Below are 23010 nucleotides of genomic sequence, written 5' to 3'. Positions count from 1 at the left end.
TATTCCCGGACGAACCCGGCATCAGCGTTTACCAAAATGCCCGGGTTTTTGGCCGGTTTCGGCGCATGTTAGGGAGTCGATTGAATGAAGTCGCATGCAAAAGTTGTGGTTGTCGGGGGCGGATGTGTTGGGGCATCGATCCTTTATGGCCTGACCGAACATGGGTGTTCGGACGCGGTCATGCTTGAGCGCACGACGCTGACCTCGGGGTCTACGTGGCACGCAGCGGGGCTGCTGGTGACCTTTGTGCGGTCGCACAACGTGTCCAAGATGACGATGGAAACCATCCGCATCTATTCAGAAGTCGAAGAAAAGATGGGCGCCTCGGTGGGTCTGCGTAAAGTGGGTCAACTGCGTGTTGCCAATACCGAGAAACGCTGGGATGAATTCCAGTCCTACATTTCGATTGCTGAAGCCGCAGGTGTGCCTTGCAAGCTGGTGACGCCGGAAGAGATCGAGGAAATCCATCCCTTGCTGAACCAGAGCCCCGACATCCGCGGCGGCATCCTGCACACCGAAGACGGCTATGTGAACCCGGCCGATATCACCATGGCGCTGGCCAAGCTGGCGCGGGATGCGGGCGCAAAAGTCTATCAGAACACCGAAGCGCAATCCTACGAAAAGCTGGAGAACGGTCATTGGAAAGTGACCACCAATCAAGGCGAGATCACCTGCGAGCATCTGATTTTCGCCACTGGTAACTATGCCCGCGAGAACGCGCGTCGCGTGGGGCTGGATCTGCCTTGTATCCCGATTGTTCACCAATACTGGACCACGGAAACCGTGCCGCTGCTGAAAGAGCGCCGCGCGCAAGGGCTGACAGAATTCCCTATCCTGCGCGACGAAGATTACGGTGCCTATCTGCGCGAGGACGTGGGCGGCATCCAATTCGGCCCCTATGAGTTCACCAAGGACCTCAAGCTGTTTGCCGAAGACCGCGTGCCACCCGAATTCGGTGCTGACCTACTGCCCGAAGATTTCGACGCCGTTGAAACTCAGTGGGAGCGCGCCATCGAACGTGTCCCGACGCTGGGCGAGGTCGGTATCAAGGCCAACACCCGCGGTCCCTTCCAGATGACCCCGGACGAGCTGCCTCTGGCCGGTCCCGCACCGGGGCATGACAATCTGTGGCTGGCCGAGGGTATGCCGGGCGGCATCCTGTGGGGTGGCACCGTGGGCAATCGACTGGCCAAATGGATCGTCAATGGCGATCCGGGCATGGACATGTCGGAACTCGACCCGCGCCGGTTCTCGGACTACGCGTCCAAGCGCTGGACCATGGACAAGGTGCGCGAGACGTGGGGCACCCACATGAACGCGCATGTTCCGGGCGAGGACTTCCCCGATGCGCGTCCGATGAAAACCATGGGCTCTTATGACTTGCTGACTGCCCACGGAGCGGTCTGGACCAGCTTCAACGGTTACGAATTCCCCCGCTGGTTTGCCAAATCCCCGGAAGAGGCGATCCCCGAACACTCCTTCCGCCGCACCAATCACATGGAACTGGTGCAGGAAGAGGTCCGCCGCACGCGGGAAGAGGCTGGCTTCATCGAAATGTCGCCGATGACCAAGTTCACGGTGCGCGGGCCGGGCGCTGCCAAATGGCTGGACGGCCTGATGGCGAACAAATTGCCCAAAGTGGGCCGCATGACCCTGTCGCTGATGCTGAACGACCAGGGCGGCATGGATGCGGAATATACCATCGTGCGCTATGCCGAGGATGACTTCTATCTGATCTCGACCCCGAACTGGCGGGCTTATAACTGGGATCAGTTGCAGCGCCTGCTGCCCAAGGACGGTTCGGTTGTGCTCGAGGATATCTCGGAACAGCTGGGCGTGATCGCTTTGGCCGGGCCCAAGGCGCGGGATATCCTGCAGCCGCTGACCGATAACGACCTGTCGAACGAAGCCTTCCCGTGGCTCGCGGCCCAAATGGGTGAGGTGGGCTATGCCAAGGGCGTCCACCTGCTGCGCGTGTCCTATACTGGTGAGTTGGGATGGGAACTGCACCACCCGGTCGGATACAACCGCCACCTTGTTGATCTGCTACTGAAAGCTGGAGTGAAACCCTTTGGACTTGAAGCCTTGGAATCCATGCGTCTTGAGAAATCCTACCGCGCCATCAACCGCGAGATTTGCAAGGATCTGACCCCGTTCGAGGCCGATCTGGGCCGCTTCGTGGCGATGACCGAGAAGATCGGCGGACAGGTGGCCGAGCGTGATTTTATCGGCAAAGCCGCGCTGCAAAAGCAGCAGGATGAGGGCGGATACAACACTCTGGTCACGCTGAAACTGCCGTTCTGCGATACCTCGGTGATGTTTGACGAAGGCGTCTATGCCGACGGCAAGCTGATCGGCCGGGTGACCTCGGGTGGGTTCTCGTATTACTGCAACCACGACATCGCGATGGCACTGGTGCCGCAGGATATGACTGCACCTGGCACCAAAATGCAGGTGCTGGTGCACAATGAAATGCGCGATGCCGAAGTGATCGATGTCTGCGCCGTTGATCCAAACAGCGCCCGTGCGCGCGCCTGATCCGGAGGGGTTGTAATGACACAAGCAAGAGCACGCGCGGGCCGGAGCGGTCGCGCGGCGCGGGTGCAAGCCCGCACCAACCCGCCGCCGGTTTATCTGCCGACGTTGAACCGCAAAGTCGGGCCTATCGATCTGCTTGGTCCCGAGGGGGTCGAAAAGATCCACAACGCGGCCATGACGATCTTAGAGACCACCGGTATCGAATTCCGTGACCCGGTAGCCTTGGCCGACTGGAAGAAACATGGCGCAGATGTTCAGGGCGAACGGGTTCGCATCGGCCGGGACATGCTGATGGACCTGATCTCGGCTGTTCCGTCGGAATGGGGCTATGCGGCGCGCAACCCGGACCGTTCTTTGCGGGTCGGCAACCGGAACTCGGTGTTTGCGAACGCCTACGGCGCTCCCTTTGTCTATGGCATGGATGGAGTGCGTCGCCCGTCGCTGCTGGAAGACGCGCACAACTTCTTCAAGCTAAGTCAGATGAGCCAGTCGATGATGGTTCCGGGCGTCTTGCCGGTCGAGCCGCAAGACGTGCCCGTTCCGCAGCGCCACCTTGAGCTTGTTCACGCGGCGCTGACGCTGACCGACAAGCCGATCAAGGGGTCGGTCCTGTCGGAACAGGCCGCGCGCGACTCGGTTGAGATGACGCGCATCGTGTTCGGCGAAGAGTTTGTGGACAACAACGTGGTGATGGCTGCGCTGCTGAACTGTAATACGCCGCTGGTTTGGGACGAAACCATGCTGGAAAGCTTGCGGGTTTACGCAAGTGCCAACCAGCCCTGCCTATTGTCGCCATTCGTTCTGGCGGGGGCCTCAACCCCGGCCAGCCCACAAGGTGGCGTGGCGTTACTGATCGCCGAGTCGCTGGCGGGCATGGCATATAGCCAGATCATCCGGCGTGGAGCACCCATGGTGCTGGGCGTGGCGATCATGGGCGTCTCGATGAAAACGGGTGCGCCGATGATGGGCTCACCCGAGCCGGGCCTGATGAACCTGTTGGTTGGTCAGATGGCGCGTTTTTATGGCGTTCCGTGGCGGACCTGCACAATGTGGACCGGATCGAAATCCCCGGACATGCAGGCGGCTTTTGATACGGCCAACACCATGTGGCCGGTGCTGCTGGGCGGGGCCAATTACATCGTGCATTCGGCAGGTTTCCTGGAGGGTGCGCTCGGTGTCAGCTACTCGAAATGGGTACAAGACACCCGGCAGCTTGAGAACTTTCACCGGTTCTTCAGCGGTATTGTGGACGAAAACCTGGACGCGCTTTTGGATGATATCGCCGTGATCGGCCCCGGCGGTCACTTCTTGGGGACGGACCATACCCGGGAAAACCCGCTGCACATGAACCCGCTGCAGAACAACGACAGTTTTGAGCAGTGGGAAGCGGAAGGGTCGAAATCCGCGGAAACCATTGGCAACCAAGAAGCTCAGCGTATTCTGGACAATTACGTCAAGCCGCCAATGCCTGATGATCAGCGTGGTGCACTCGACGAATTTGTTGCCAAGAAGAAACTGGAATATCAAAACGCGTAACTAAAACACGGGCGCACAAGCGTCCGCCAGCCAGACACAAGGACAGGATGAGGCAAATGACCGAAGCCCCAACGAAAACGCTCTCACTCGAAGAGGTGAAGGCATTGGCCAAATCTGTCCTTGTGTCCGCCGGCATGGACAAGCGCGGAAGTGAAGTTCTGGCAGATCTGGTGATGCGCTCAGAACGTGACGGCCCGCGCAGCCATGGTTTGCGGATGTTGCCCGTTTATGCGCAGAGCTTTGCGTCGAACTATGCAAATCCCACGGCGAAACCCACCATCGAACGTATCGCACCGGGTGTTTTGCGCGGTGACGGAGATAACGGCTACTACCAGATTGCTGCGGCGGATGCGCGGGATGAGCTGGTTGCGATGGTCCGCGAAAACGGTATCGCGTCCTTTGCCTGCGCCAATTGCCACCATCTGGGCGCGCTGCGGTTCGATACGGAACCGTTGGCGCAGGCGGGGCTGGTTGCTCTGGCGGTTGTGAATTCCTTGTCGATGGTGGTGCCTCAAGGGGGGCTGCGTCCAGTCTTTGGAACCAACCCCATGTCCTTTGCCTGCCCGCGCGAGGGGGCGGAGCCTGTGGTCTGGGATCAGGCCTCTTCGGTTGCCGCGCTGATGGACGTGCGGATGGCCGCCGCCGAGGGGCATGATCTGCCGCGACCCAGCGGGTTGAATACTGCGGGTCAGCCGACAACCGACCCGAACGCCATTCTGGAAACCCGCAGCCTGTTGCCATTTGGCGAACACAAAGGCGCGGCCATTGCTTTCCTAATCGAGGTTCTGGGTGCTGCGTTGGCTGGTGGTACCCTGTCGGTCGACAATCAGGAGCGCGAGTCCTTTGGGGCCCTCAATATCAAAGGCGGTGCAACCCTGATCGTGATCGACCCGACCCGGTTCGGCAACCCTGGCTTCAACAACTACGTCACTCGCATATGTGCCGAAATCAAGGGCAACGGAACCGCGCGTGTGCCTGGTGACGGACGCCTTAAAAATCGCGAGGCGACCGAAGCGACCGGAGTCACCGTCGCCGCAGACCTGCTGACGCAGTTGCAAGCATTTTAGGAAAGGTCGGAAGACATGCCCAAGATGGTGGTGATCGGCGGCGGCGTCGTTGGTATCTCCTGCGCGCTGGCTTTGCAGGCCGAGGGGAACTATGTCACCGTCATCGAGCCGGGCCCGGTAGGTGAGGGTGCCAGCTGGGCCTCGTGCGGATGCATCGCCGTGGGTGAGATCGTGCCGTTGTCTCAGCCTGGGATGCTGCTGAAAGTTCCCGGGCTGTTGATGCATCCCAAAGCGCCTTTGACGTTGCGCCCAAGTTCGGCCCTGCGATTGACGCCTTGGTTCAGCCGATTTGTCGCCAACGCGCGCCCCTCGAAAATGCGTGCAATTGCGGCGGATTTGGCGCGGCTCACCTTTTCTGCAACCGCGGATTTCAAGGCCCAACTGGCCGATATCGGGCGCCAGGAACTGTTGGTGGAACGCCCTGTCATCAAGCTGTTTGACGGGGATTATGATCGCACCAGCATGGCCGCAGCCTTTGATTTGGCGCGCGACCTGGGATGTTCGATCGAAGAGGTCAGCGGTAGAGAAGCGCATGACATCGAACCGGCCATTGCTCCGGATTTTAAATATGCCGCCCTGCTGCGGGATTGGAGTTTCGTGACCGAACCCAAGCGACTTGTTGAAGCGCTGCACCAAGCCTTCTTAAGTCGTGGAGGTACGGTCAATTCTGGCAGTGCTGTCGGCTTTGACCGAAGCGGCCGCGAAGTAAGGGCCGTAAAGCTGCGCGATGGTCGCGCCATTGCCGCTGACGAGTTTGTCTTGGCTGCCGGTATGCAATCCCGGGATCTGGCGGCAGAATTGGGTGTCCCACTGCAGGTGGAAGGCGTAATCGGTTATTCCACAGCCTTGAAGGACAGTGGAGTCGACCTGTCCCATACTGTGTTCTACGCAAAAGGCGGGTTCGGCATAACGCCTTACGACGACGCGCTTGCTGTCGCAGGGACGATAGAATTCGCCAGTGCCAACGCAAGTCCAAACTGGAATCGTGCGAGTATTTTGGTGGAAAAGGCACGCCGGGTTCTGCCCGGGCTTCAGACAGACAGCGTCGAACGCCGGTTTGGACGGCGGCCGCTGACGCCCGACACCCGGCCGATCATTGGCAGAAGCGGTAGGCTGGCGAATGTCACCTTTGCCACAGGCCACGGGCAACTGGGCTTGACGCTGGGTGCGACAACCGCGCGGCTGGTTGCGGATGAAATCACCGGCCGACAATCCCGGACCGACATACAGGTATTCAGTCCGGATCGTTTCTCGGGGTAAGTCACCGGTTCGCAGGTGCCGCGCTTTCATCGAATGAGTTGAGGGCACTAAGCGGCACGCCCAGCGTCGAAGAGATTCATGATTACCGGCAGGGAAGAGTTACCGCTGTCCAGGGTGCACGATTGTGCATAGGTTGTACTTGCGTTGAAAAGCCAACTGTTGAACCCCGATTGTTGCTTGAAAGTCGGTATTCGGCCGTTGCTCAACTTGGATGGGTTGCAACGCCAGTCCCTGATAATGCTGCGTTGCGAATTCCGTGGGAACTGAAACCGCAATCGGAAATCGGATTGAGACCAGTTGTGTGTCGCACCTTTCTGCTATCGATTGCTTTGGTGTTTGGCCCCCCCGTCGGCCGTACGATTTTGCGGGAACAGGCGGAATACGGTCATTTGATGTGCTGACAATGGAACGCGCATCGAGTTTTGAAAGCTGACACCGGTTCAAAGTTACCAGGACTTGGTGCTTTTAAAAGAGTCTCAAAACCTGATCCGAAAACTGGCGCCTTGTTTTGGGGTCATTACTTCGATTGTTGCGCCCGCCTGTTTCAATACCGCGGCGACAATGGAGAGGCCCAATCCAGTGCCGCCCTGAGCCCGCCTGGTCGTGAAGAACGGGTCACTGATGCGCGCACTGTTTCGCGGGGAAATGCCCGTGCCGTTGTCGGATACAATCATGCTGTTCGAAGCCGCGTCAAAATTTATGTCGACGCGCGTTGCGCCGTGCTGGAATGCGTTTTGCATCAGGTGATGAAGAACAATATGCCCCTGATCGTTGGACAACCGAGGGTACGTTTCTGGTGGCGCATGCAACTCGACTACGTATTCCGAAAACTCTGCTGACGCAGTTTGGACCATATCCGCCAGTGACGTTGGGGTCGGATCAGTTTGAACGCTGGCCCGGGCCAGTTCGCGAAGACGAGCCAGCAAAGCGTTCATGCGCAGGCCTTCTTCCTGAATGTTGTGAACCAGTTTTTGGTTGCGATCCCCGGACACTGCAGAAGGCCCGTAAGACAGCAACTCGGCCGCGCCCAAAATCGCCGTGACCGGCGATTTCAACTCATGGGTTACGTGGCTTGTGTAGGTTTCGATCGCAGTGGACCGTTCTGATAAAGTTGCAGCCATCGAAACGACGTTGTTGCCCAAATCCGCCAGTTCCTGCACGCCATAGTGCCGCACTGGATCAGGGGTAGGTTTCAATCCACTTGCGACATCCCGGCTCTGACTGCTGAGATCGCGAATTGGTTTCGAGATCAACCGCCACATCAGCCAGCCGACCCCAATCGCGGACACCAGCATGAAGACCGCGACAGACCCCAGCGTGAACCGTTCCTGAAACAGAAATTTTCTCAGGTCCATGGGCGTGCGCGACAGGTAAACGGCGCCGATGACCCTGTCATTCAACACCACCGGATGGGCGACGAACACGCGGTATAAGGTGTCTCGGCTGATCGAGTTCAGCAGGTGCCGTCTGGACGGATCATCCCGATGCCGCAGCACTGATACGGTTTCTCCCTGCAGGGCCTGAGACACTTCCGGGACGTGCAGAAAAGACCCGCCGACTGATCCGCTGCTGGCAATGACCTGACCGGAGTGATCCGTGAATACATACCCAGACAGCGTCGTCTTCTTTGCCGACCTTGCCAACTGTGACAGTGTTTGCGAGATCGCCCCATAAGGCCCATTCACAGGTTCATCAATTGCAACCGGATCGGGGCGAGGTGGCGAGACCTCACTGCGAAGCAGATCCAAACTGGGTGGGACGGGATGAAAATCCTGCTCAAGGCGTTCGATCTGCTCCGGAGGCAAGCGGTATCCGAGGTCGGGCGCGGACTGGTGTTCAGAGAAAGCCGCGGCATATACCTCGGCGAAGATAACCGCCTGAGATAACAAACTACGCTCAGTTTCACGCGCGAACTGGTTGCTGGACAGGCGGGCGCCCAGCACTCCGATGATCGGAAGAGTCACCAAGGCAATGCAGACCAGCGCAATCACCAGCGCAAGTGACGGTCGCCATTTTTTCTTGATAGTCAGCACTGACAAACGCCCAATTTCACCCCGACCCCGTGCACGGTCTGGATCAGGTCTGGATAGCCCAACGCCCGCGCCTTTTGGCGAATATTGCGAATGTGGCTGTCGACCGTGCGACCGGATAGATAGGTGTTGTGACCATAGACCAGCTCGATCAGTTGCGCGCGCGAGTAGACGCGGTTTGGCGTTTTGGCGAGGATCGACAGCACTGAAAACTCGATCCCGGTTAGCTGTATCTCGGCATCTGCAAGGGTGCAGCGATGTGCGCTGTGATCCAGTTGCAAGTCCTGAACAACCGTCACGTCGTCCGGCGATTTAGTGTCCGCCGAGCGGGCCAGGATAGCCTTGATCCGCAGCACCAGCTCACGTGGGCTGAAGGGCTTGGTGACATAGTCATCGCCGCCAAGCTGAAATCCAAGGATACGGTCGATTTCATCATCCCGTGCTGTCAGAAACAGGATCGGCACGGTTGAGCTTTTTCGCAGTTCCTTACAGGCTTCCAACCCGTCCATTTCGGGCATCCCGATATCCAAAACAACCAAGTCGGCCGGGGCTTTGTAAAACTGGTCCAATGCGTCCTGACCGGTTCCAGCTTCGGTTGTTTGAAAGCCGGAATCTTCCAGCGCAAAACGGACGACATCGCGGATACGGGCATCATCATCTACGATCAGGATGTTGTTCACGATATGCGCCCGTTATCGAAGTTTCACCGAAGTCACGATCAGAGATCATACTGCCAATGCCCGGGTCAAGTGGAGCTTGCACCCGCTGCCTGCACCAAGTGAAGTCATCCCCCAGCCACCAGGCGTCTGTGCACAGTTTGTAAGGTACATTCCTCATGCCGCGACCCTCCGACTTCTGGTCAGGCGCAACATGCCCAGCGCCGCCAATACGATCAGCCCAAAAATCGTTTGCGGTTCGGGTGTGGATGATCCGCTGAATGCGGTTTTGGGGTAGGCACCGGCCCCGACGCCAGCCACCTGAGGCAGGGTCACCGGAGTACTGCCTATTGGCGCGTTGCCTTCATTTACAACCTGTTTTGACACCGCAACAAAAGAGGTGAACTGCGTCTGAAGGTTGAACTGCAGCCCAAGATCAGTGATTTGTGCTTCAAGCTTTCGGGGATCACCTGATTGCACAGCCATGGCGCGATTGAGAGCCGCAATTTTGGTACGCGCCCAGGTCAGCGGAATCGCAGCACCCCGTTGCGCATCATCTTCCGGATCGGACTCTGTGGGCAAGACAGGCGACAGTAGCATTTGCGCTGTTTTGCCCTGCACCAGGCCATTGATCTTGATGTTGGTCGGCCCGCCTCCTTCATACCGAGCCAGCACCCGGATTGAGCTGCCGTCAAACAGGTCAGGGATATGTTGAGGTACCACTTCGCTGACATTCAACCCGCCCCAATCGACGGATATATCTGTCAGCACCGGCGATTTAAGCTCCCGGGCCAGCGTTTCAGCGACATCCGAGGCGCGCTGAGTTGGATCGACATAGCGGGCATAACCGCGGCCTTCTGCGGCCATCGCGTCCAGAAGATAACGGTTTACGGCTGTACCCACACCAAAGGCATAGATACGGGCATCGCCGATTTGCCGCCGGATTGTGCGAAGGACATCCGCTTCGCGTCCGATATAGCCATCGCTGAGAAAGACGACGATCCGCAGTGCGTTCTCAGGTTGCCGCGTCGCAAAGGCGTGACGGATTGCATTGTCTATTTCAGTTCCGCCGCCGGCGCGAAGACTACGTACATAACGTAACCCGGATTCAAGGTTTGCCCGCGTGGCCGGAACGGCTTGGGATGCGAATTCGGTCGCGTCCGATGAAAACCGGATTACGCGGAAGTAATCCTCGGGGCGCAAGCTCTGCAAAGCGGCCTCCATAAACCGTTTGCTGGCATCCATCGGCTCTCCACCCATTGAGCCCGAGGTGTCGAGCACGAAGATCAGTTCTCGTGCGGTGATCTGGTCCGTTTGCGGAACTTTAGGCGGTTCAACCAGCAAGGATACAAAGCCGCCCCGCTCATCATGATGAGCCAGCACTCCGGCTGTCGTCTCTTCACCACCAAGCTCATAGCGCAGAACAAGATCGCGGTTGTCGATCACGCGCCCATCCTGAAAGGTCGCACTTATCACTCCTTCGGACTGCTGAATTTGAAGATCATGCGTTAAACTTGTCAGATTGGAAACCGAAACAGCGCCACGCAGGTTCAGATCAAGTGAGACGCGCGCAGGTTCAATTGTATCAGGGTTTGATAGGCGCGAAACCGGTGGGTATTGCGGTAGTTCGGAAACCGTCCAGCCATCAATCTGAGGTGCGGCGGCCGGTCCCTCTTCGTTGTAATCAGCCAACACAATGTCATCGGACATTGGGTCAAAATCCACCACCCCTTGATAGCGTGGTCCAACGATCAGGGGCAGCACCAGCTCGTAAGCACCCCCGATCTTAGGGACGGTCTGCACATAGCTAAGTGTCACCGTAATAGGCTGGCCCGGCACCAGGTTGGCGACCTTCTGGGTAAACATGTTGGGACGGTGCTGGGTCAAAAGCGCTGCGGCCTTGCCCGCTTGCTTTGCATCCTCAAATGTTTGTTCGGCCTGCTGTTTTTGTTGAATCTGCGCCTCAATCACTTCGCCGCCCACCAGCATCTGCATACCGTAGACAGCGGCCTTTTGGTTGAGCGGGAACATGTACTCCGCGGAGATCGGTTCTTCTGACGGGTTTACGAACACCTGCCGCACCCGGACAGTTGCCATATCACCCTGAATATCAACCAAAAGGTCCGAATTCAGCATTGGTAGGTCCAGTTGCCCGGCGGCCCCATTGCCGACCAATCTACCAGCGATCTCGTCATCAGGCTGAGCGTACACAGACCCCGGCAGTAGCAGAAAAACAAAAGCAAAATAGCGTATCATACGTCCGTTCCTTTGATGGTTTGAATATCCAAAGCTGCAATCGTGGCAGCGTCGAGTTGGGACCGCAGTGTGGTGTCCAAGGCCCATGGGGTGATTCTTTGCACGCTGCTCCAGGTGCCGCTGGACCCGTTTAGCCAGCGCCAGATCGCTTCACCGACGCTGGGAGTGACGTGCCCGTTTTGTGAGACGTAGCTAACCGCAACCAGCCATTGATCCCCGTCAGGGCCGGTGGCCCGGTAAAAAGCGCTCGGAACACCGTCGTAGCGTGTGCCCAGAAACCGAACTTCATAGCCAAGACCCCGCAGACAGATTTCAGGGGCATGTAGATGCCGTAGCGGCGCGCGCGTGCTGACCACATTCAACCCCAACGGGCCAAACTGAGCTTTCTGTGCCTGCCCGCCATAGGCTTCGAAGTAATGCGCCTCCATCGCAGTGAGAGGTACGTTTTGCGCCAGATGTCCGTGGATCTGCGTGGGCAGGTTCGGAGTCACAACGCTGCCCGAAACATCCACCGGTTTTGCCTTGAGCGACACAATGGCAATGCTGCCTATCAGGCAAACAATCCCCGCAAACGCCTTGAGGGGTTTTGGCAGGATGATCCGGTTGGTCTGTGAGCGGCTTTTACGCAGGCTCGTGTTGCGGGGCCTATAGAACAGGACAAAGGGCGCCACTGTCAGGACAAGCGTCACCAACCCAATAAGGCTGTGCCAGGGCTCGGCCATGACATCCAGATCACGCGCAAGGCCAATCGCCAAAATCGAAATGCGCAGGCTGTTGCCCAAGGCCGCACACCAGGTCACGGCCAACAGGCTGAAGCCGCCGACAAACCACCTTGGCCGCAAAACCGCGTTTTGGGTGACCACAAAAGCCAGCGACAACAAAAGCCCAGACGCGCCGGAACAGGGTAAGTCTACCAGAATGTCCCTTTGTTCCAAGGTGATACGCACGCCGTCGCACACGACATTCGAGAACAATGCGCTCAGCATGTGACAGGACAATTCCGCCGAAACCATCTGCAACGGAAATCCAAGCGTACGCTGCAAGATCATTTCGGTCGGCAAGGAAAACAGGAACAATGCAGCCATCCAGAACGGCGACAGCGCGAAGGGGCGCCGCTGCATCTGCAACAACCCAACCAGCGCGAAAACATCCAATGCAAGGGCGAGAGCGCTCAGAATATTGATCGCCAAAACCTGCCCCAAAAAACGGATCAATGCCGCCAATAGCAGCAAGGCAACTGCAGGTGTCTGAGGGCGCGCGCCTTTCGGACGGCCGCTCAACAAACTCTTCCCGGCGAGGCCAATGATCAGCAGAACATAGACATAACCATACGACCCGTAAGCTGGGCTAAGCCAGCTTCGAACAAGCCATTGCAAGGGCTGCGCTGCAAGAATCGCGGAAGCAATCGCAAAGGCGCACCATACCAAGGTATCTGTGGTCAAATGTTTCATACCGCCAGATGTGACTGGCGAATACGCATTTCCCCTGCCCAAGATGTGCAGATTTTGATGAGATCCTCGTAGCTACTCTCGGTTCTCTGTTAACCGCGCATAGCGATGGGGCCGTTCAGGTGGGGAGGTTCAGTGACCTTCGAGCCGTATTGCGTTAAGTCTCTATGATACGTTTAAGTTTCGCGCGATCGACTTTGGAAGCATGACGCTTGTCCATAGGCATATTATCTATCGAAATCACATTTGGGACGCCAAAACCAAGCGCAGATTTCCTCCAATCCTCGAGATGATCCGGGGATCCTTGGACGCAAAGTGTGGGGCCTGCTTTCGTGTTGATAAACGCGCATCGATCTACGCCCGGCCATTGCTGTGCCGCGACTTCGATAGCAAAGGGGAAGAGCATACCTGAAGCGACTTCAATTTCGGACCCGACCCGCCCCCACAACCATAAACGTCCGTCATCATCCAGCGTGCCAGCGTCACCGGTCCGGTGCCATATGACGCCACCTTCCTTGATTTTGTTTTTCTTTGAGTGGGTCGGCTCCAAATACCTGTTATTCACATGCGCGCCGGCCACCTGAATCTCATTGTCACGAATGCGGAGCGTGACTTCGGGAACTGGGTATCCCACGAGAAGACCCCTTCCAACAGCCATGTCGCGGTGATCCTCCTCCGAGATGTCCATGGCGTGGAGATGGGCAATCGGTTCAGCCTCGGTCGACCCGTAGACGCACACAACCGAAAGTCTGTGCCGGGTTCTCAATGCCTCGACCAGGTCCGGAAACACCGGACCACCACCGGTGAACACTGTGTGCAACGGCCCGGTGTCGCCGGATTGAACCAATTTCTCACACAGCGATGGCGGGATCAGAGCCCGGGTGATCTGTTGCGTCTGAAGCCAGCTTTCCAACTGCGCGGGCGACAGGCGGTCCAACATGCTGAGCCTCCAGTTGGGTAAAACACTTGTCCGCCCGGCCGCCAGATTGATCAGGGTGAACACCGGAAAGGCTACCAGATCGCGCTCGGCCCTGCTGCTGTCGAGGAGGGGCGCGATTGCGTCGTGCTGCGCCATCAGAAACGTGTGCGTGCGAGGAATGGCTTTTGGTTGGCCAGTTGTCCCGGAGGTAAAGGAAATAAGGGCGACATCGTCCGGTTGCACCTTTTGCATTGTCGGGTTGCTGCGACTTTCTCCGGGCGTCAGCAGGGGAAGGGGCCAAAGGTCCGGAACCAAAAACTTTAGCAAAGAAAACGCGCCGGCCGAACAGAACGCTTTTGGCTTCGTGGTTCGGGCGGCGTGTCGCAGACCGGCCAGCCCCATGGCCGGTTCCGGCAAGACAACGGTGGCGCCAAGGGACCAAAGGGCGGCCAGACTTGCATAAAGGTCCGCGTTGACGGGCTTGGCCAACAGCACACGATCACCTGGCCGGATACCCTTTTCCTGCCACCGACCTGCCAAGTGCTGAACGCGCGTGTGCAGGGTCTGAAAGGTGGTCTCGCGACCCTTGCCGTCCACAATGGCGGTCCGATCCGGAACCCGCTCAACCGCAGCGGCGAAATGGGACAGCAGGTCAGCCATTCAGCTTCCGCCCAAGCAGGGAATAGCGCCGGAATATCGTCGCGCCTTCCGCTGCACTGCGGTCGGCGGAAGTGTTGTCATCATGGATCAGCGCATGGATGGCGGTGTCGTACCCCATCCTGAACGCTGCCTTGTGAAACCTGTGGGCCAGATGCCGCCCGGCGCCAGGTTCGAGACTTGCATAGGTCTTGAGGATTGTAGATGTCGGATTGGGGCCTTCGGCATAGTTGGGAATGCCAAACAGAAACCCGGCCAATGTCCCGTCATGGCGGCGCGCAAAAAGGATCAGGTCGCGCTTCATCATCGGAACAACCGGCATATACATGGCCAGGAAATCCGCCTCGGAAATCGGCTTGTAGAACGCGTTGTTTGCGAATGCCCGGGTTGAAAGTTCAAAGACCTGACGGAACAGGGCCTCGGGGTCTGTTCCATCCCACTTTTCCACCACGAACCCATCAGTTTCCGGCGGTGCCGACCCGGCGGCGGTCTGCAGCGGCACGCGGGCCGAGAAGTATCGGCTGATCTCTGAAAAGCCTGCCGCCCGGAACACCTCGGGTTCATGAGGTTTGTTGCTGGGCTCCATCAGGAACGGAGCGGACCCGTCGCTGTATGAGACGAACCGGTAACTGTGCCAGGTATCACCCGACATCGGCCCAATGATGCGGTCGAGGCCCGCGTCTCGGACCCGCTCTATCCCTTCGAGCAGGATTTCGGCACCAGCTTCGGGCGTTTTGCAGGAAAAATCACCGATGGTTGCGGCTGGAACACCATTCCAGTTTGGGCCGTTCAGATATACGGTCAGCTTTGCATCCACTGTTTTGATGGTCTCTTTGGTCATGAAGCGACTCCGGCAAAGAACCCCGCACCAAGCGACCCGGCAACGACCCAAACGTAATAAAGCAAGGGCAGGGCGACGGCCAACAGTGTAAGCCTCAGAACCCGGTCTTTTTCGAACCAGTGTGGCCGGGCCAGCGGCGCCGCGACTGCACAGAGCAGTGACAGCAAGGCCAGAGCCGTCAGTGGCTCAGCCCAGCGGGATGGGGCAGGGTTAAGGGCAACGACAAGGTGCCTGATTACGAAAAGTGTTGCGGCCACCGCCAGGATCGCAGGCAGTTTTCCCCGCAACGCAAGAACACTGAAACCCATCGCAAGCCCCATCGCAGACAGACCATAAAAGGATACGGCATTCCACCCGGTGGCATTGCCGAGCGCCAGCCAGCCGAAACTGAACAGCCCCAGAGAGGCAACGATATCCAGATCCGGGTATTTGGCGTCGCACGGGCTGGTGACGCGCGCCCAAAGATGTGTAGCCAGCACCAAAATGGGCAGGACGGCATTCTGAAGCGCGGTGACCGACAACAGTAGAAACGCGGTAATCACATAAACGCGGGTGGCATGTTTGGTCAGGCTCAGGTTTGCGCCGAGGGTGCTGAAACTGGCAATGGATGCCAGAAAGACAACCGAGATAATTGCCAGTTCAATTAGCGTGCTGCTGGAATGCACGCTCAGAAAAATGAGCAGACCAAGGGGCAGGAACAGGTTGTCAAATCCGCGCCAGCTTTGCGCCTCGACCAGTGTTCCGAAGGCCGCAACCATAACGCAGAGCATAAGGATGTTTGCCGGCGGCAGATCTGACATGAACAGAAAACAGATGATCGCGATCAACAGCGTCATCACGAAGAAAACGACCGAGCCTTCAACGCTTTTTTCACCGTCTTCGACTATGAAACGTCGTGTGCCATAGGCGGTCCCGGCAAGGGCGGCGGCTGCATCCGCCAGTGTCAGAACGGCGATCGGCAGTATATAGACCAACTTGTTTTCTCCGGCGAGCAGGAAGCATAACCCTACCGACAGGGCGAGCAGAAAATCACCGTATGACGTACGGTCCACGCCATGCAGAGTCGCGCCCAGACCCGAGGAAAAACGCGGCAGGCGTAGCACCAGCATCACAAGCATTGTGGCGGTGATCAGCATGTAGACCGGCCAGCGATCAGGAAAGAGCCAGGGCAGCAGCAACGCAAAGAGGCCCGTGCTGACATGCATAAGCTTGCGTTGCACTTCTGCACTCAGGCCCGCCGTATTGGCCAGATTGCGGATGACCATCATTACGCCGACCAGAGCCAACACGGCCCCCGCCGCCAGCAGGACCTGCCCAACAACGGTCACGGTTGAACCTCTTCAACAACGAAATCCGAATAGAAGAAGGCCATGTCGCAGGCTTTCTGCTGCGTTTCGATGTCGGTCAGGGTGTCTATCTGACCCCAGTATTCCGGTGGAACCCGCCGGGGTGCCATCATGTTCCAATAGACCAGTCGGGCGTGTGGCTCTGCGGCGGTTAGGATGGCACCGTAAACCTGTCGGAAGGTTTCGGGCGACATGTACTCGAAAATGTCGGAAAGGTTGAACCCGCTGGCTTTCTCACCGGTCGACACAAAAGCCTCCAGCGATCCGAGGCGAATGTCCAGACGATCCAGCCGGGATCGGATCGTCTCATAATGTTCGGGACGCCATGCCAATGGCAGCGCGTCGCCGTGGTTGCCCTTGAGAATCCAATGCAGATAAGGATTTTGCGAGGGATCGGTGGCGACCCCCGCATGACGGATGCGGCGGGCGACATGTTGGGCCGGGCTGCCTTCGACATGATCGAAAAATGCGCTGTCCCGGCCCATGCGCCCCATGACGAAGCGAGAAAAGAAGATGTTCAGCAGAAGACGCCAACGGAATGTGTTGAACCGCGTGTCGAAAAAGGTTTTCCGTGCTTCTGGGCTGCGTGGAGTGAACACTTCGTCGATGGTTCGGCGTGAATGCACCAGCGGTAAAAGCCGGGTCCGAAAGACGCGAAAATAGCGTTCAAATTTTCCGACGCCCCCAATACCGTGTTTTTCGACCTCCGGAGTCAGAGCCTCCCAGAAGGCGCGTGTGTCGGTATCTGTGGCATCCAAAACCCGGCCCAGCAATGCACCCCGTCGGGTACTTGGGCGCGAGCCAGTAAGTTCGATGAATTCGGAATGAGTCAGCCGCTGATAGGCCGCGATTCTGAGTTTGAGGCAGGCGACCTGCGCCGGTGACAGGTCCAGAACCACGACGCGCACGGGATCGAGTGTCAGCATAGCCAGCGCATTGTCTCCGGCCGAGCAGATGGACACCAATGTTTTGCCCGCGCAATCGCCCAATGCAGAAGTCAGGACATCTGCGTCCTCCCACAGTTGGGCATAGCGGATATAGTCGAAATCCGCTTTATTCTCAATCTCACTGCTACCCATCGCACCGCTCCACCGCGCCGCTTGCCCCGTCGACCGAGATCATCTCTCCATCTTCGATCCAGTTGGTGGCCCCCTTCAGGCCAACCACGCAGGGGATACCCAGTTCGCGGGCAACAATCGCCGAATGTGACAACAGAGACCCCCGCTCGACGACGATGGCCGATGCGTTTGAGAATACGGCGATCCAGCCCGGGTCGGTGTGGCGCGCCACCAGAATGTCTCCGGGGTCCAGTGCCTCGGTGCGTGGATCACGGATCACACGCGCACGCGCCTTGACCTGTCCTGCAGAACAGCCCGTGCCGTGCTTCACCCGTGCTGTGTCCACTTCGAGTTCCGCGCATTCGGACCAGATCGGCGCGATGGCAGGACCACGGATTTCGATGCGTTCCGGCGGGTCAGGGCGTCGGGATGAGGCTTCATCCTCTTGTTTGCGCCGCGCAACGATGCCTTTCAGATCAGGTGACAGGCTATAGCCTTCGACTGCTCCGAGAACCTCATATGTTGTCAGGAAAAATACATCCTTTGGTGATGAAAGCAGATCGTGGGCGGCGAATTCCCGGCCGATGCCCAAAAACACACGCCGTGCATAACCAAAGATTCGCGTGCGTTCAAAACGCAGGTTTTCGCGGTCACGCACACGCGCTTTGGTCCAGCCCAAGATCCATTTGGCCAAGTGCCGTTTAAAGGGATTTGAGGGAAACAGAGCTTGCCAGTCCGGTTCAGCGCCTTCCTGACGCCCAGTCGGGGGACGCTCGGCGCTGGCTGCAATGGCCAGCAAAAGGCTGGTCGGGTCGTCGCGCAGCGGAACGCTTTCCAGCTTGAGCTCTTCGGTGCACCTGTCGCCGAATTTCTCGAGATACGCATCAACCTCGGCTTCGATTTGCCGGCGCCCAGACAAAACCGACAGCTGCGCACTCTCCTTCAATGGCACGGCAAGACCTGCCTGCCGCACTAACTCTCCCATCCGGGCAATGCGTTGTGCGGGTTCTGCCGAAACGATATCGCCTTGCCCGATCATGAGGTCATTGTGCAGGGTCAACCCGTCCTCGCCCAGCCACTTTTGCAGCAGGTTGCGCGAGCCGCCAAAGGCAATCATGCATAGAAAATCGTTGATTAGCGGGGCGTCCCAACGATCCAGCAAGGTGCTTTCGATGCGCCGGTACTCGGCCGCCAGTTCGGTCGCGTTGGAGGTGTTCACATCGAGGCCCGCCTGCAATATGTCGTTCAGCCTGTGATAAAAATTGCGCCGGGTTTGCGGCAGCCGGATAGCGTGCCAGATCAGACCGCTCGCAACCTTGGCGAGTTTCGCGTATTCCACGACCCTGCGCCAGCCGGTGGTGGGGGGCGGAGCAAGAGCATCTGTGACCTCACGCGGCATCGGTTCAGAAACGCCCATCATCGTTTCCATATAGTCGCGGTTCAGCGAAAAACCGGGCAACAGCGCCAGCGCGCGATACCAGTTGATCAGATTGTAGTAGGCACGCCCGTCCACCCGCCCCAGCAAATTGTCAAACACAGTCGGGTTCCGGGCAACCGTGTGCCGGGACACGCCCAACAGCCTGACGAAAGCGCGATACACCTGAGAATACACATGCAGGGCAAAGGAATAGGTCAGCGGGCTGACGATGCCTGGGTAGCTTTCGACGATATTGGAATTGTCGAAAATAGTAAGCCTCTGGTCTGCGAGCGGCGTAGGACGCAGGGCCGTGGTAATTGGTCGGGCCTGAAGAATATGTAGCCCTTGAGCATCAATGGCCCATTCGATGTCCTGAGGTGATCCGAACAGCGCTTCGGCCTTTCGGGCAAGGGCCGCAACGGATTGCGCCTCATACGCGGTCAAATGCGCTGGGGTGTCTGGAGCGCTTTCCGGTGCGCCATCCGCACCGATGACCCAGTCCTCTCCATCCGCTTCACCTGACACAAGCTGTTCTGCAAGGCCATCAATGGCCGATATCACGACCACATTGCGCCGGCCGCTGACCGGATCGGCGGAAAAGCCGACACCGGCCGCTTTTGCGTCGACCATGCGCTGTACGATGATCGCAGGGGCCTCGGCCTCGCCGCCGGATTTGACCGCGCGGTAGGTTTCGACCGTTGCCGAGAAACCGGATTTCCAAACCTGCTTGGCCGCCGCGATCACGCTTTTGCCCGGAACGTTCAGAACCGACTCGAACTGTCCCGCATGGCTATGGTCCACGCCGTCTTCGGACCGGCCAGAGCTGCGCACCGCGTAAGGCCCGGGCCCGAGTGAATCAAGCGCGGCGGTCACAGCCGATCGCAGGCCATTTTGAGCGATGGGGCCGGATTGCCCCATGCGAAACGCGTCATTGGTGATGACAAAGAACGCGGGCGTGGAAAAGCCATGTTGCGTCAGATGCGACAGGGCTGCCGCTTTACCTCCGACAACCGAGACATCGTTGGCATCCGTTTGGGCGACGATGATAGTCATACAACGGCTCCGATCAAGAAGGGCAGGAAACCAGCCGTGGCATAGCAGAAGAAAACCCATAGGCCGGAAACAGTGTCCATCTGGTTCTGGGCTTTCTCGGTTGGTGACTGACTGTAGCGGAATGCGGCAACCCCACAGGGAACCAACGCAAACGCGCCGATCAGGGCGCTTGGCCAGCCAACCCCTGTGGCGCTGCCGGTGCCGACCAGAAGCGCGAAGGAAAGCAAGACGCAGCCAATCCAGATACGCCCCGCTTGACGCGGTCCCCATAGGCCGGAATAGGTGTCGACCCCGGTGATTTCGTTTTCTGGTGCCCACAATTTTCGCCCGATCTCAAGGACGCAGCCATTCACAAAGGACAACGCCAGGAACAGCCATAGTGAGAGCGCTGCTCCACCCGCCGGCAGCCACTCGAGTCCGGTTAGCAACAGATCAATCAATGGCATGATTGCCATATGGCTTAACAGGTACAGAACCGGCCGGGCTTTCAGCCAGGCTGGGACTCCGAATTCGACCGTCATCGCCGCGAGCCAGACCCAGACCGTGCCCAACAGCCACAAAACCGACGGGTGCCGGAGCCAGGCAGCGGCAAGTGCCAGTGGGATGGTCAGCAAACCCAGGCTCAGAACTTCGCCCGGTGAGACCAATCCGCGTGGGATCGGCCTTTCGGGCCGGTACCGCCTGTCGTCCTCGGCGTCCTTGAACTCGTCACAGACCCGCATCTGGAAGAATAACGCCATGGCCAGCACAAAGCCGGCGGCAAAGGCGGGCCAGTCAGGCAGTGGGCGGTCTGCCAGTCGGGCGGACACGCAGATACTGGCTGAGGAAAACACCAGCAGCAGAGGGACGGTTTTCTTCAGTGGAAATCGCTCGGATTGATAAACCCAGAATCGGTTCTGAATGCTCATCTGCGGCGGGCCAGACTTTCATGGGCGCGGGTGAAATGACCCGCCGCAATCGCTGCAACGATGGAGATTTCTCCGCATAGGCATGTGGCTGCGGCAACCTCAGCTAACGCTGTGCCACACCCGTTGCCCCTGAGACCAAGTATGTTCAGCGCTGCTGTCTGGCTTGGCAAACCGGTTCCGCCACCGACCGAGCCGACAAGGATGTTGGGAAGCGTTACCGAACAGAAAAGGTCTTCCCCCCTCGGTTCCATCCGCGTAACACCCATTGCACTTTCAGCGACGCAAGCCGCGTCCTGGCCCGTCGCAATGTAGAATGCCGCCAGCCCGTTGGCATAATGCGCCTGCGCGCCAAACTGGCCCGAAAGATGCGCCCCCAAATTGGCAACGCGCCCATAGTCCAGCATCGCGTCAACCGTTGTGCCCAGTGTCTTTTCGACAATATCAGCGGGAAGCGTGACCGAGGCGCTGACCTTGCGCCCACGTCCTGTCACCAACCCCAACGCCGAGGCCTTCTTGTCACCCGAAAAATTGCCTTCAACATACCAATTCTCAATAGCCACAGGGCAGTTTTCGGATACCGCATGACATAAAGCGTCGGTGGCGATGGTCACCATATTCTGACCCGCTGCATCGCCGGTAGTGTAGCGGCAAATCAAAAAGACGACGTTGGTGTCTATGAATGGCTCCAGCGATACTAGTTTGCCATGACGTGTGGTGGCTTCGGCTGCGGTTTTGAGCATGTCGATATTTGTCACCACCCAATCGACGAATTGCCCGGCCTTCAGCAAGCTATCGAATACAAACGCCGGGGTCCTCAGCACGCCTTCGTATAGAACAGCTGTGCTTATTCCGCCGGACCGGGTCGCGGCGTATGCGCCCCGAGCGTAAGAGGCGACCAGTGCGGCCTCGGTCGTTGCGAGGGGAACATGAAAATCGCCGTTCGCATTCATTCCGTTCAATCGCAGGGGACCAATGACCCCGACTGGCAGCTTAACCGTTCCGATGAAGTTCTCGATATTGGTGCCGTAGGTTGCGGCAGCTTCTACCGTTTTCGGATCCGCGATCTGCGCTTGATCCTCGTCGCTAGCCGTGGGTTTCAGCTGCTCCCAAAACCGTGCGACCATTTCTTTAGTGGGCTTGCGGGACGGGCGTAGTTTTGAAAACTCGGCATCATTTGGTGCCATCTGCTTCGGTATCTGATCAGTGTCAAATCGTGCCTTGATGCGTTGAAGCATTTCCCGAACGTGAAACGGAATTATCAAAAGTGCGCTCCGATAGATTTTCCGCAAACAACGGTTGCAACCACAATCTGATGTGTGTGCAAGTTACCAATAGTCCGGCTGATGGCCAGCCCAATTTTCTTCTTACAAGTATTTGATCCGAAAAGGTCTCGTATTTGCCGCAGTTGATACTTCATCCTGTTTGGTAAGCGTGACTTTTACCGCGCGTGGTACTGAGCAGGAAAACTGAACCTGCTTACAATCTAGTCGGCGAGAGCCCAGGTTTCGGGCACGTTCCAATCAAAAACATAGCCGCGAAACGTGCTGATACAGCGAATTTTGATATGCCGCTGCTCGGCATTCTTGAGGAAATGATCAAACGTTCGATATGGGCCGTCTTGGCACGAAGTTCATGGAAAAATAATGGCTGAACTGGCGACTTTTCTGATAGTCTTATCTTTTTCTTTCACATGCGCATCGGTTCGCAGTGACCGGCAAATAAAAAGGCTTGGGACTTAGTTTGATAGTTTTTTGGCAGGCGTTCTCGAAAACAGATAATGCGACCGCGGCGTATGAGGAAGGGGTCCGCGCGGTAGCGGGGTTTGCGCGATCGTGTGCCGAGTCGATTTTGGGCTGCCTGCGGTCGTTGCCACCCACGGCGCAAGCGGCGACTCTGTCCGCAGACTGTGAGTTCGACACCCGCTGGATTTTGCACTCGCGGCTAAAGTCCGGTTCGGTGAAGATGCATCGCCGCGTAGCCCGACCCGATTAATGTCTCTTATGGGCCGCAACTGCGGGAA

The 23010-nt window shown here is 58.0% G+C and carries 15 protein-coding genes; 4 read left to right on the top strand and 11 right to left on the bottom strand.

The genetic code is table 11. The features are described from left to right. Positions 1–84 precede the first annotated feature (84 nt). From AC2FEE_RS23030 to AC2FEE_RS23015, 4 genes are read left to right on the top strand one after another with little or no spacing between them, the layout of a single operon-like run. Positions 85–2538 carry a GcvT family protein gene (locus tag AC2FEE_RS23030; RefSeq protein ID WP_496867786.1) on the top strand — a complete coding sequence of 818 codons (2454 nt, stop codon included), beginning with the start codon at positions 85–87 and terminating at the stop codon, positions 2536–2538. Positions 2539–2553: 15 nt separating this feature from the next. After that, entirely contained in the window at positions 2554–4074 is a 1521-nt protein-coding gene (locus AC2FEE_RS23025; RefSeq protein ID WP_496867785.1) for a trimethylamine methyltransferase family protein, read from the top strand. A gap of 56 nt (positions 4075–4130) precedes the next feature. After that, entirely contained in the window at positions 4131–5141 is a 1011-nt protein-coding gene (locus AC2FEE_RS23020; protein WP_496867784.1) for an Ldh family oxidoreductase, read from the top strand. A gap of 15 nt (positions 5142–5156) precedes the next feature. Then, positions 5157–6401, top strand: coding sequence for an NAD(P)/FAD-dependent oxidoreductase (locus AC2FEE_RS23015; RefSeq protein WP_496867783.1), 1245 nt, complete (start codon positions 5157–5159; stop codon positions 6399–6401). Positions 6402–6877: 476 nt separating this feature from the next. On the opposite strand, the gene AC2FEE_RS23010 is transcribed toward AC2FEE_RS23015, so the two are convergent. From AC2FEE_RS23010 to AC2FEE_RS22960, 11 genes are all read right to left on the bottom strand, one after another. Then, positions 6878–8434 carry an ATP-binding protein gene (locus AC2FEE_RS23010; protein WP_496867782.1) on the bottom strand — a complete coding sequence of 519 codons (1557 nt, stop codon included), beginning with the start codon at positions 8432–8434 and terminating at the stop codon, positions 6878–6880. Then, complete coding sequence (locus AC2FEE_RS23005) at positions 8428–9111, bottom strand: response regulator transcription factor (RefSeq protein WP_496867780.1); 684 nt, start codon at positions 9109–9111, stop codon at positions 8428–8430. The genes AC2FEE_RS23010 and AC2FEE_RS23005 overlap by 7 nt, the downstream gene beginning before the upstream one ends. A gap of 153 nt (positions 9112–9264) precedes the next feature. Beyond that, entirely contained in the window at positions 9265–11343 is a 2079-nt protein-coding gene (locus AC2FEE_RS23000) for a VIT and vWA domain-containing protein (RefSeq protein ID WP_496867778.1), read from the bottom strand. Continuing rightward, entirely contained in the window at positions 11340–12794 is a 1455-nt protein-coding gene (gene xrtT, locus AC2FEE_RS22995; RefSeq protein WP_496867776.1) for an exosortase T, read from the bottom strand. Before xrtT ends, AC2FEE_RS23000 begins: the two co-directional genes overlap by 4 nt. A 154-nt stretch (positions 12795–12948) precedes the next feature. Then, positions 12949–14370 (bottom strand): AMP-binding protein, encoded by a 1422-nt coding sequence (locus tag AC2FEE_RS22990; protein ID WP_496867774.1) that lies wholly within the window; start codon positions 14368–14370, stop codon positions 12949–12951. Next, complete coding sequence (locus AC2FEE_RS22985; protein ID WP_496867772.1) at positions 14363–15208, bottom strand: hypothetical protein; 846 nt, start codon at positions 15206–15208, stop codon at positions 14363–14365. The genes AC2FEE_RS22990 and AC2FEE_RS22985 overlap by 8 nt, the downstream gene beginning before the upstream one ends. After that, positions 15205–16536: a hypothetical protein gene (locus AC2FEE_RS22980; protein ID WP_496867770.1), complete on the bottom strand. Its 1332-nt coding sequence runs from the start codon at positions 16534–16536 to the stop codon at positions 15205–15207. Before AC2FEE_RS22980 ends, AC2FEE_RS22985 begins: the two co-directional genes overlap by 4 nt. Beyond that, on the bottom strand, positions 16533–17633 hold the full coding sequence (locus AC2FEE_RS22975; RefSeq protein ID WP_496867768.1) for a BtaA family protein: 1101 nt from the start codon (positions 17631–17633) through the stop codon (positions 16533–16535). Before AC2FEE_RS22975 ends, AC2FEE_RS22980 begins: the two co-directional genes overlap by 4 nt. Continuing rightward, positions 17626–20082, bottom strand: coding sequence for a PEP/pyruvate-binding domain-containing protein (locus tag AC2FEE_RS22970; RefSeq protein ID WP_496867767.1), 2457 nt, complete (start codon positions 20080–20082; stop codon positions 17626–17628). The genes AC2FEE_RS22975 and AC2FEE_RS22970 overlap by 8 nt, the downstream gene beginning before the upstream one ends. After that, the gene (locus AC2FEE_RS22965; RefSeq protein ID WP_496867765.1) at positions 20079–20990 is read right to left on the bottom strand and encodes a UbiA family prenyltransferase; all 912 of its coding nucleotides are present in this window, start codon (positions 20988–20990) and stop codon (positions 20079–20081) included. The genes AC2FEE_RS22970 and AC2FEE_RS22965 overlap by 4 nt, the downstream gene beginning before the upstream one ends. Continuing rightward, positions 20987–22174: a hydroxymethylglutaryl-CoA reductase gene (locus tag AC2FEE_RS22960; protein ID WP_496867763.1), complete on the bottom strand. Its 1188-nt coding sequence runs from the start codon at positions 22172–22174 to the stop codon at positions 20987–20989. The genes AC2FEE_RS22965 and AC2FEE_RS22960 overlap by 4 nt, the downstream gene beginning before the upstream one ends. Positions 22175–23010: the final 836 nt, after the last annotated feature.

The organism is Ruegeria sp. YTSC199, assembly GCF_059609725.1.
Note: the sequence above shows the minus strand (reverse complement) of the source record. Positions and strands in the feature narration are given on the sequence as shown.

Excerpts from the sequence above, each read along its gene's own strand:
- AC2FEE_RS23030 (WP_496867786.1), top strand. The coding sequence starts at position 85 with ATGAAGTCGCATGCAAAAGTTGTGGTTGTCGGGGGCGGATGTGTTGGG.
- AC2FEE_RS23025 (WP_496867785.1), top strand. The coding sequence starts at position 2,554 with ATGACACAAGCAAGAGCACGCGCGGGCCGGAGCGGTCGCGCGGCGCGG.
- AC2FEE_RS23020 (WP_496867784.1), top strand. The coding sequence starts at position 4,131 with ATGACCGAAGCCCCAACGAAAACGCTCTCACTCGAAGAGGTGAAGGCA.
- AC2FEE_RS23015 (WP_496867783.1), top strand. The coding sequence starts at position 5,157 with ATGCCCAAGATGGTGGTGATCGGCGGCGGCGTCGTTGGTATCTCCTGC.
- AC2FEE_RS23000 (WP_496867778.1), bottom strand. The coding sequence starts at position 11,343 with ATGATACGCTATTTTGCTTTTGTTTTTCTGCTACTGCCGGGGTCTGTG.
- xrtT (WP_496867776.1), bottom strand. The coding sequence starts at position 12,794 with ATGAAACATTTGACCACAGATACCTTGGTATGGTGCGCCTTTGCGATT.
- AC2FEE_RS22990 (WP_496867774.1), bottom strand. The coding sequence starts at position 14,370 with ATGGCTGACCTGCTGTCCCATTTCGCCGCTGCGGTTGAGCGGGTTCCG.
- AC2FEE_RS22985 (WP_496867772.1), bottom strand. The coding sequence starts at position 15,208 with ATGACCAAAGAGACCATCAAAACAGTGGATGCAAAGCTGACCGTATAT.
- AC2FEE_RS22975 (WP_496867768.1), bottom strand. The coding sequence starts at position 17,633 with ATGGGTAGCAGTGAGATTGAGAATAAAGCGGATTTCGACTATATCCGC.
- AC2FEE_RS22970 (WP_496867767.1), bottom strand. The coding sequence starts at position 20,082 with ATGACTATCATCGTCGCCCAAACGGATGCCAACGATGTCTCGGTTGTC.
- AC2FEE_RS22965 (WP_496867765.1), bottom strand. The coding sequence starts at position 20,990 with ATGAGCATTCAGAACCGATTCTGGGTTTATCAATCCGAGCGATTTCCA.
- AC2FEE_RS22960 (WP_496867763.1), bottom strand. The coding sequence starts at position 22,174 with ATGGCACCAAATGATGCCGAGTTTTCAAAACTACGCCCGTCCCGCAAG.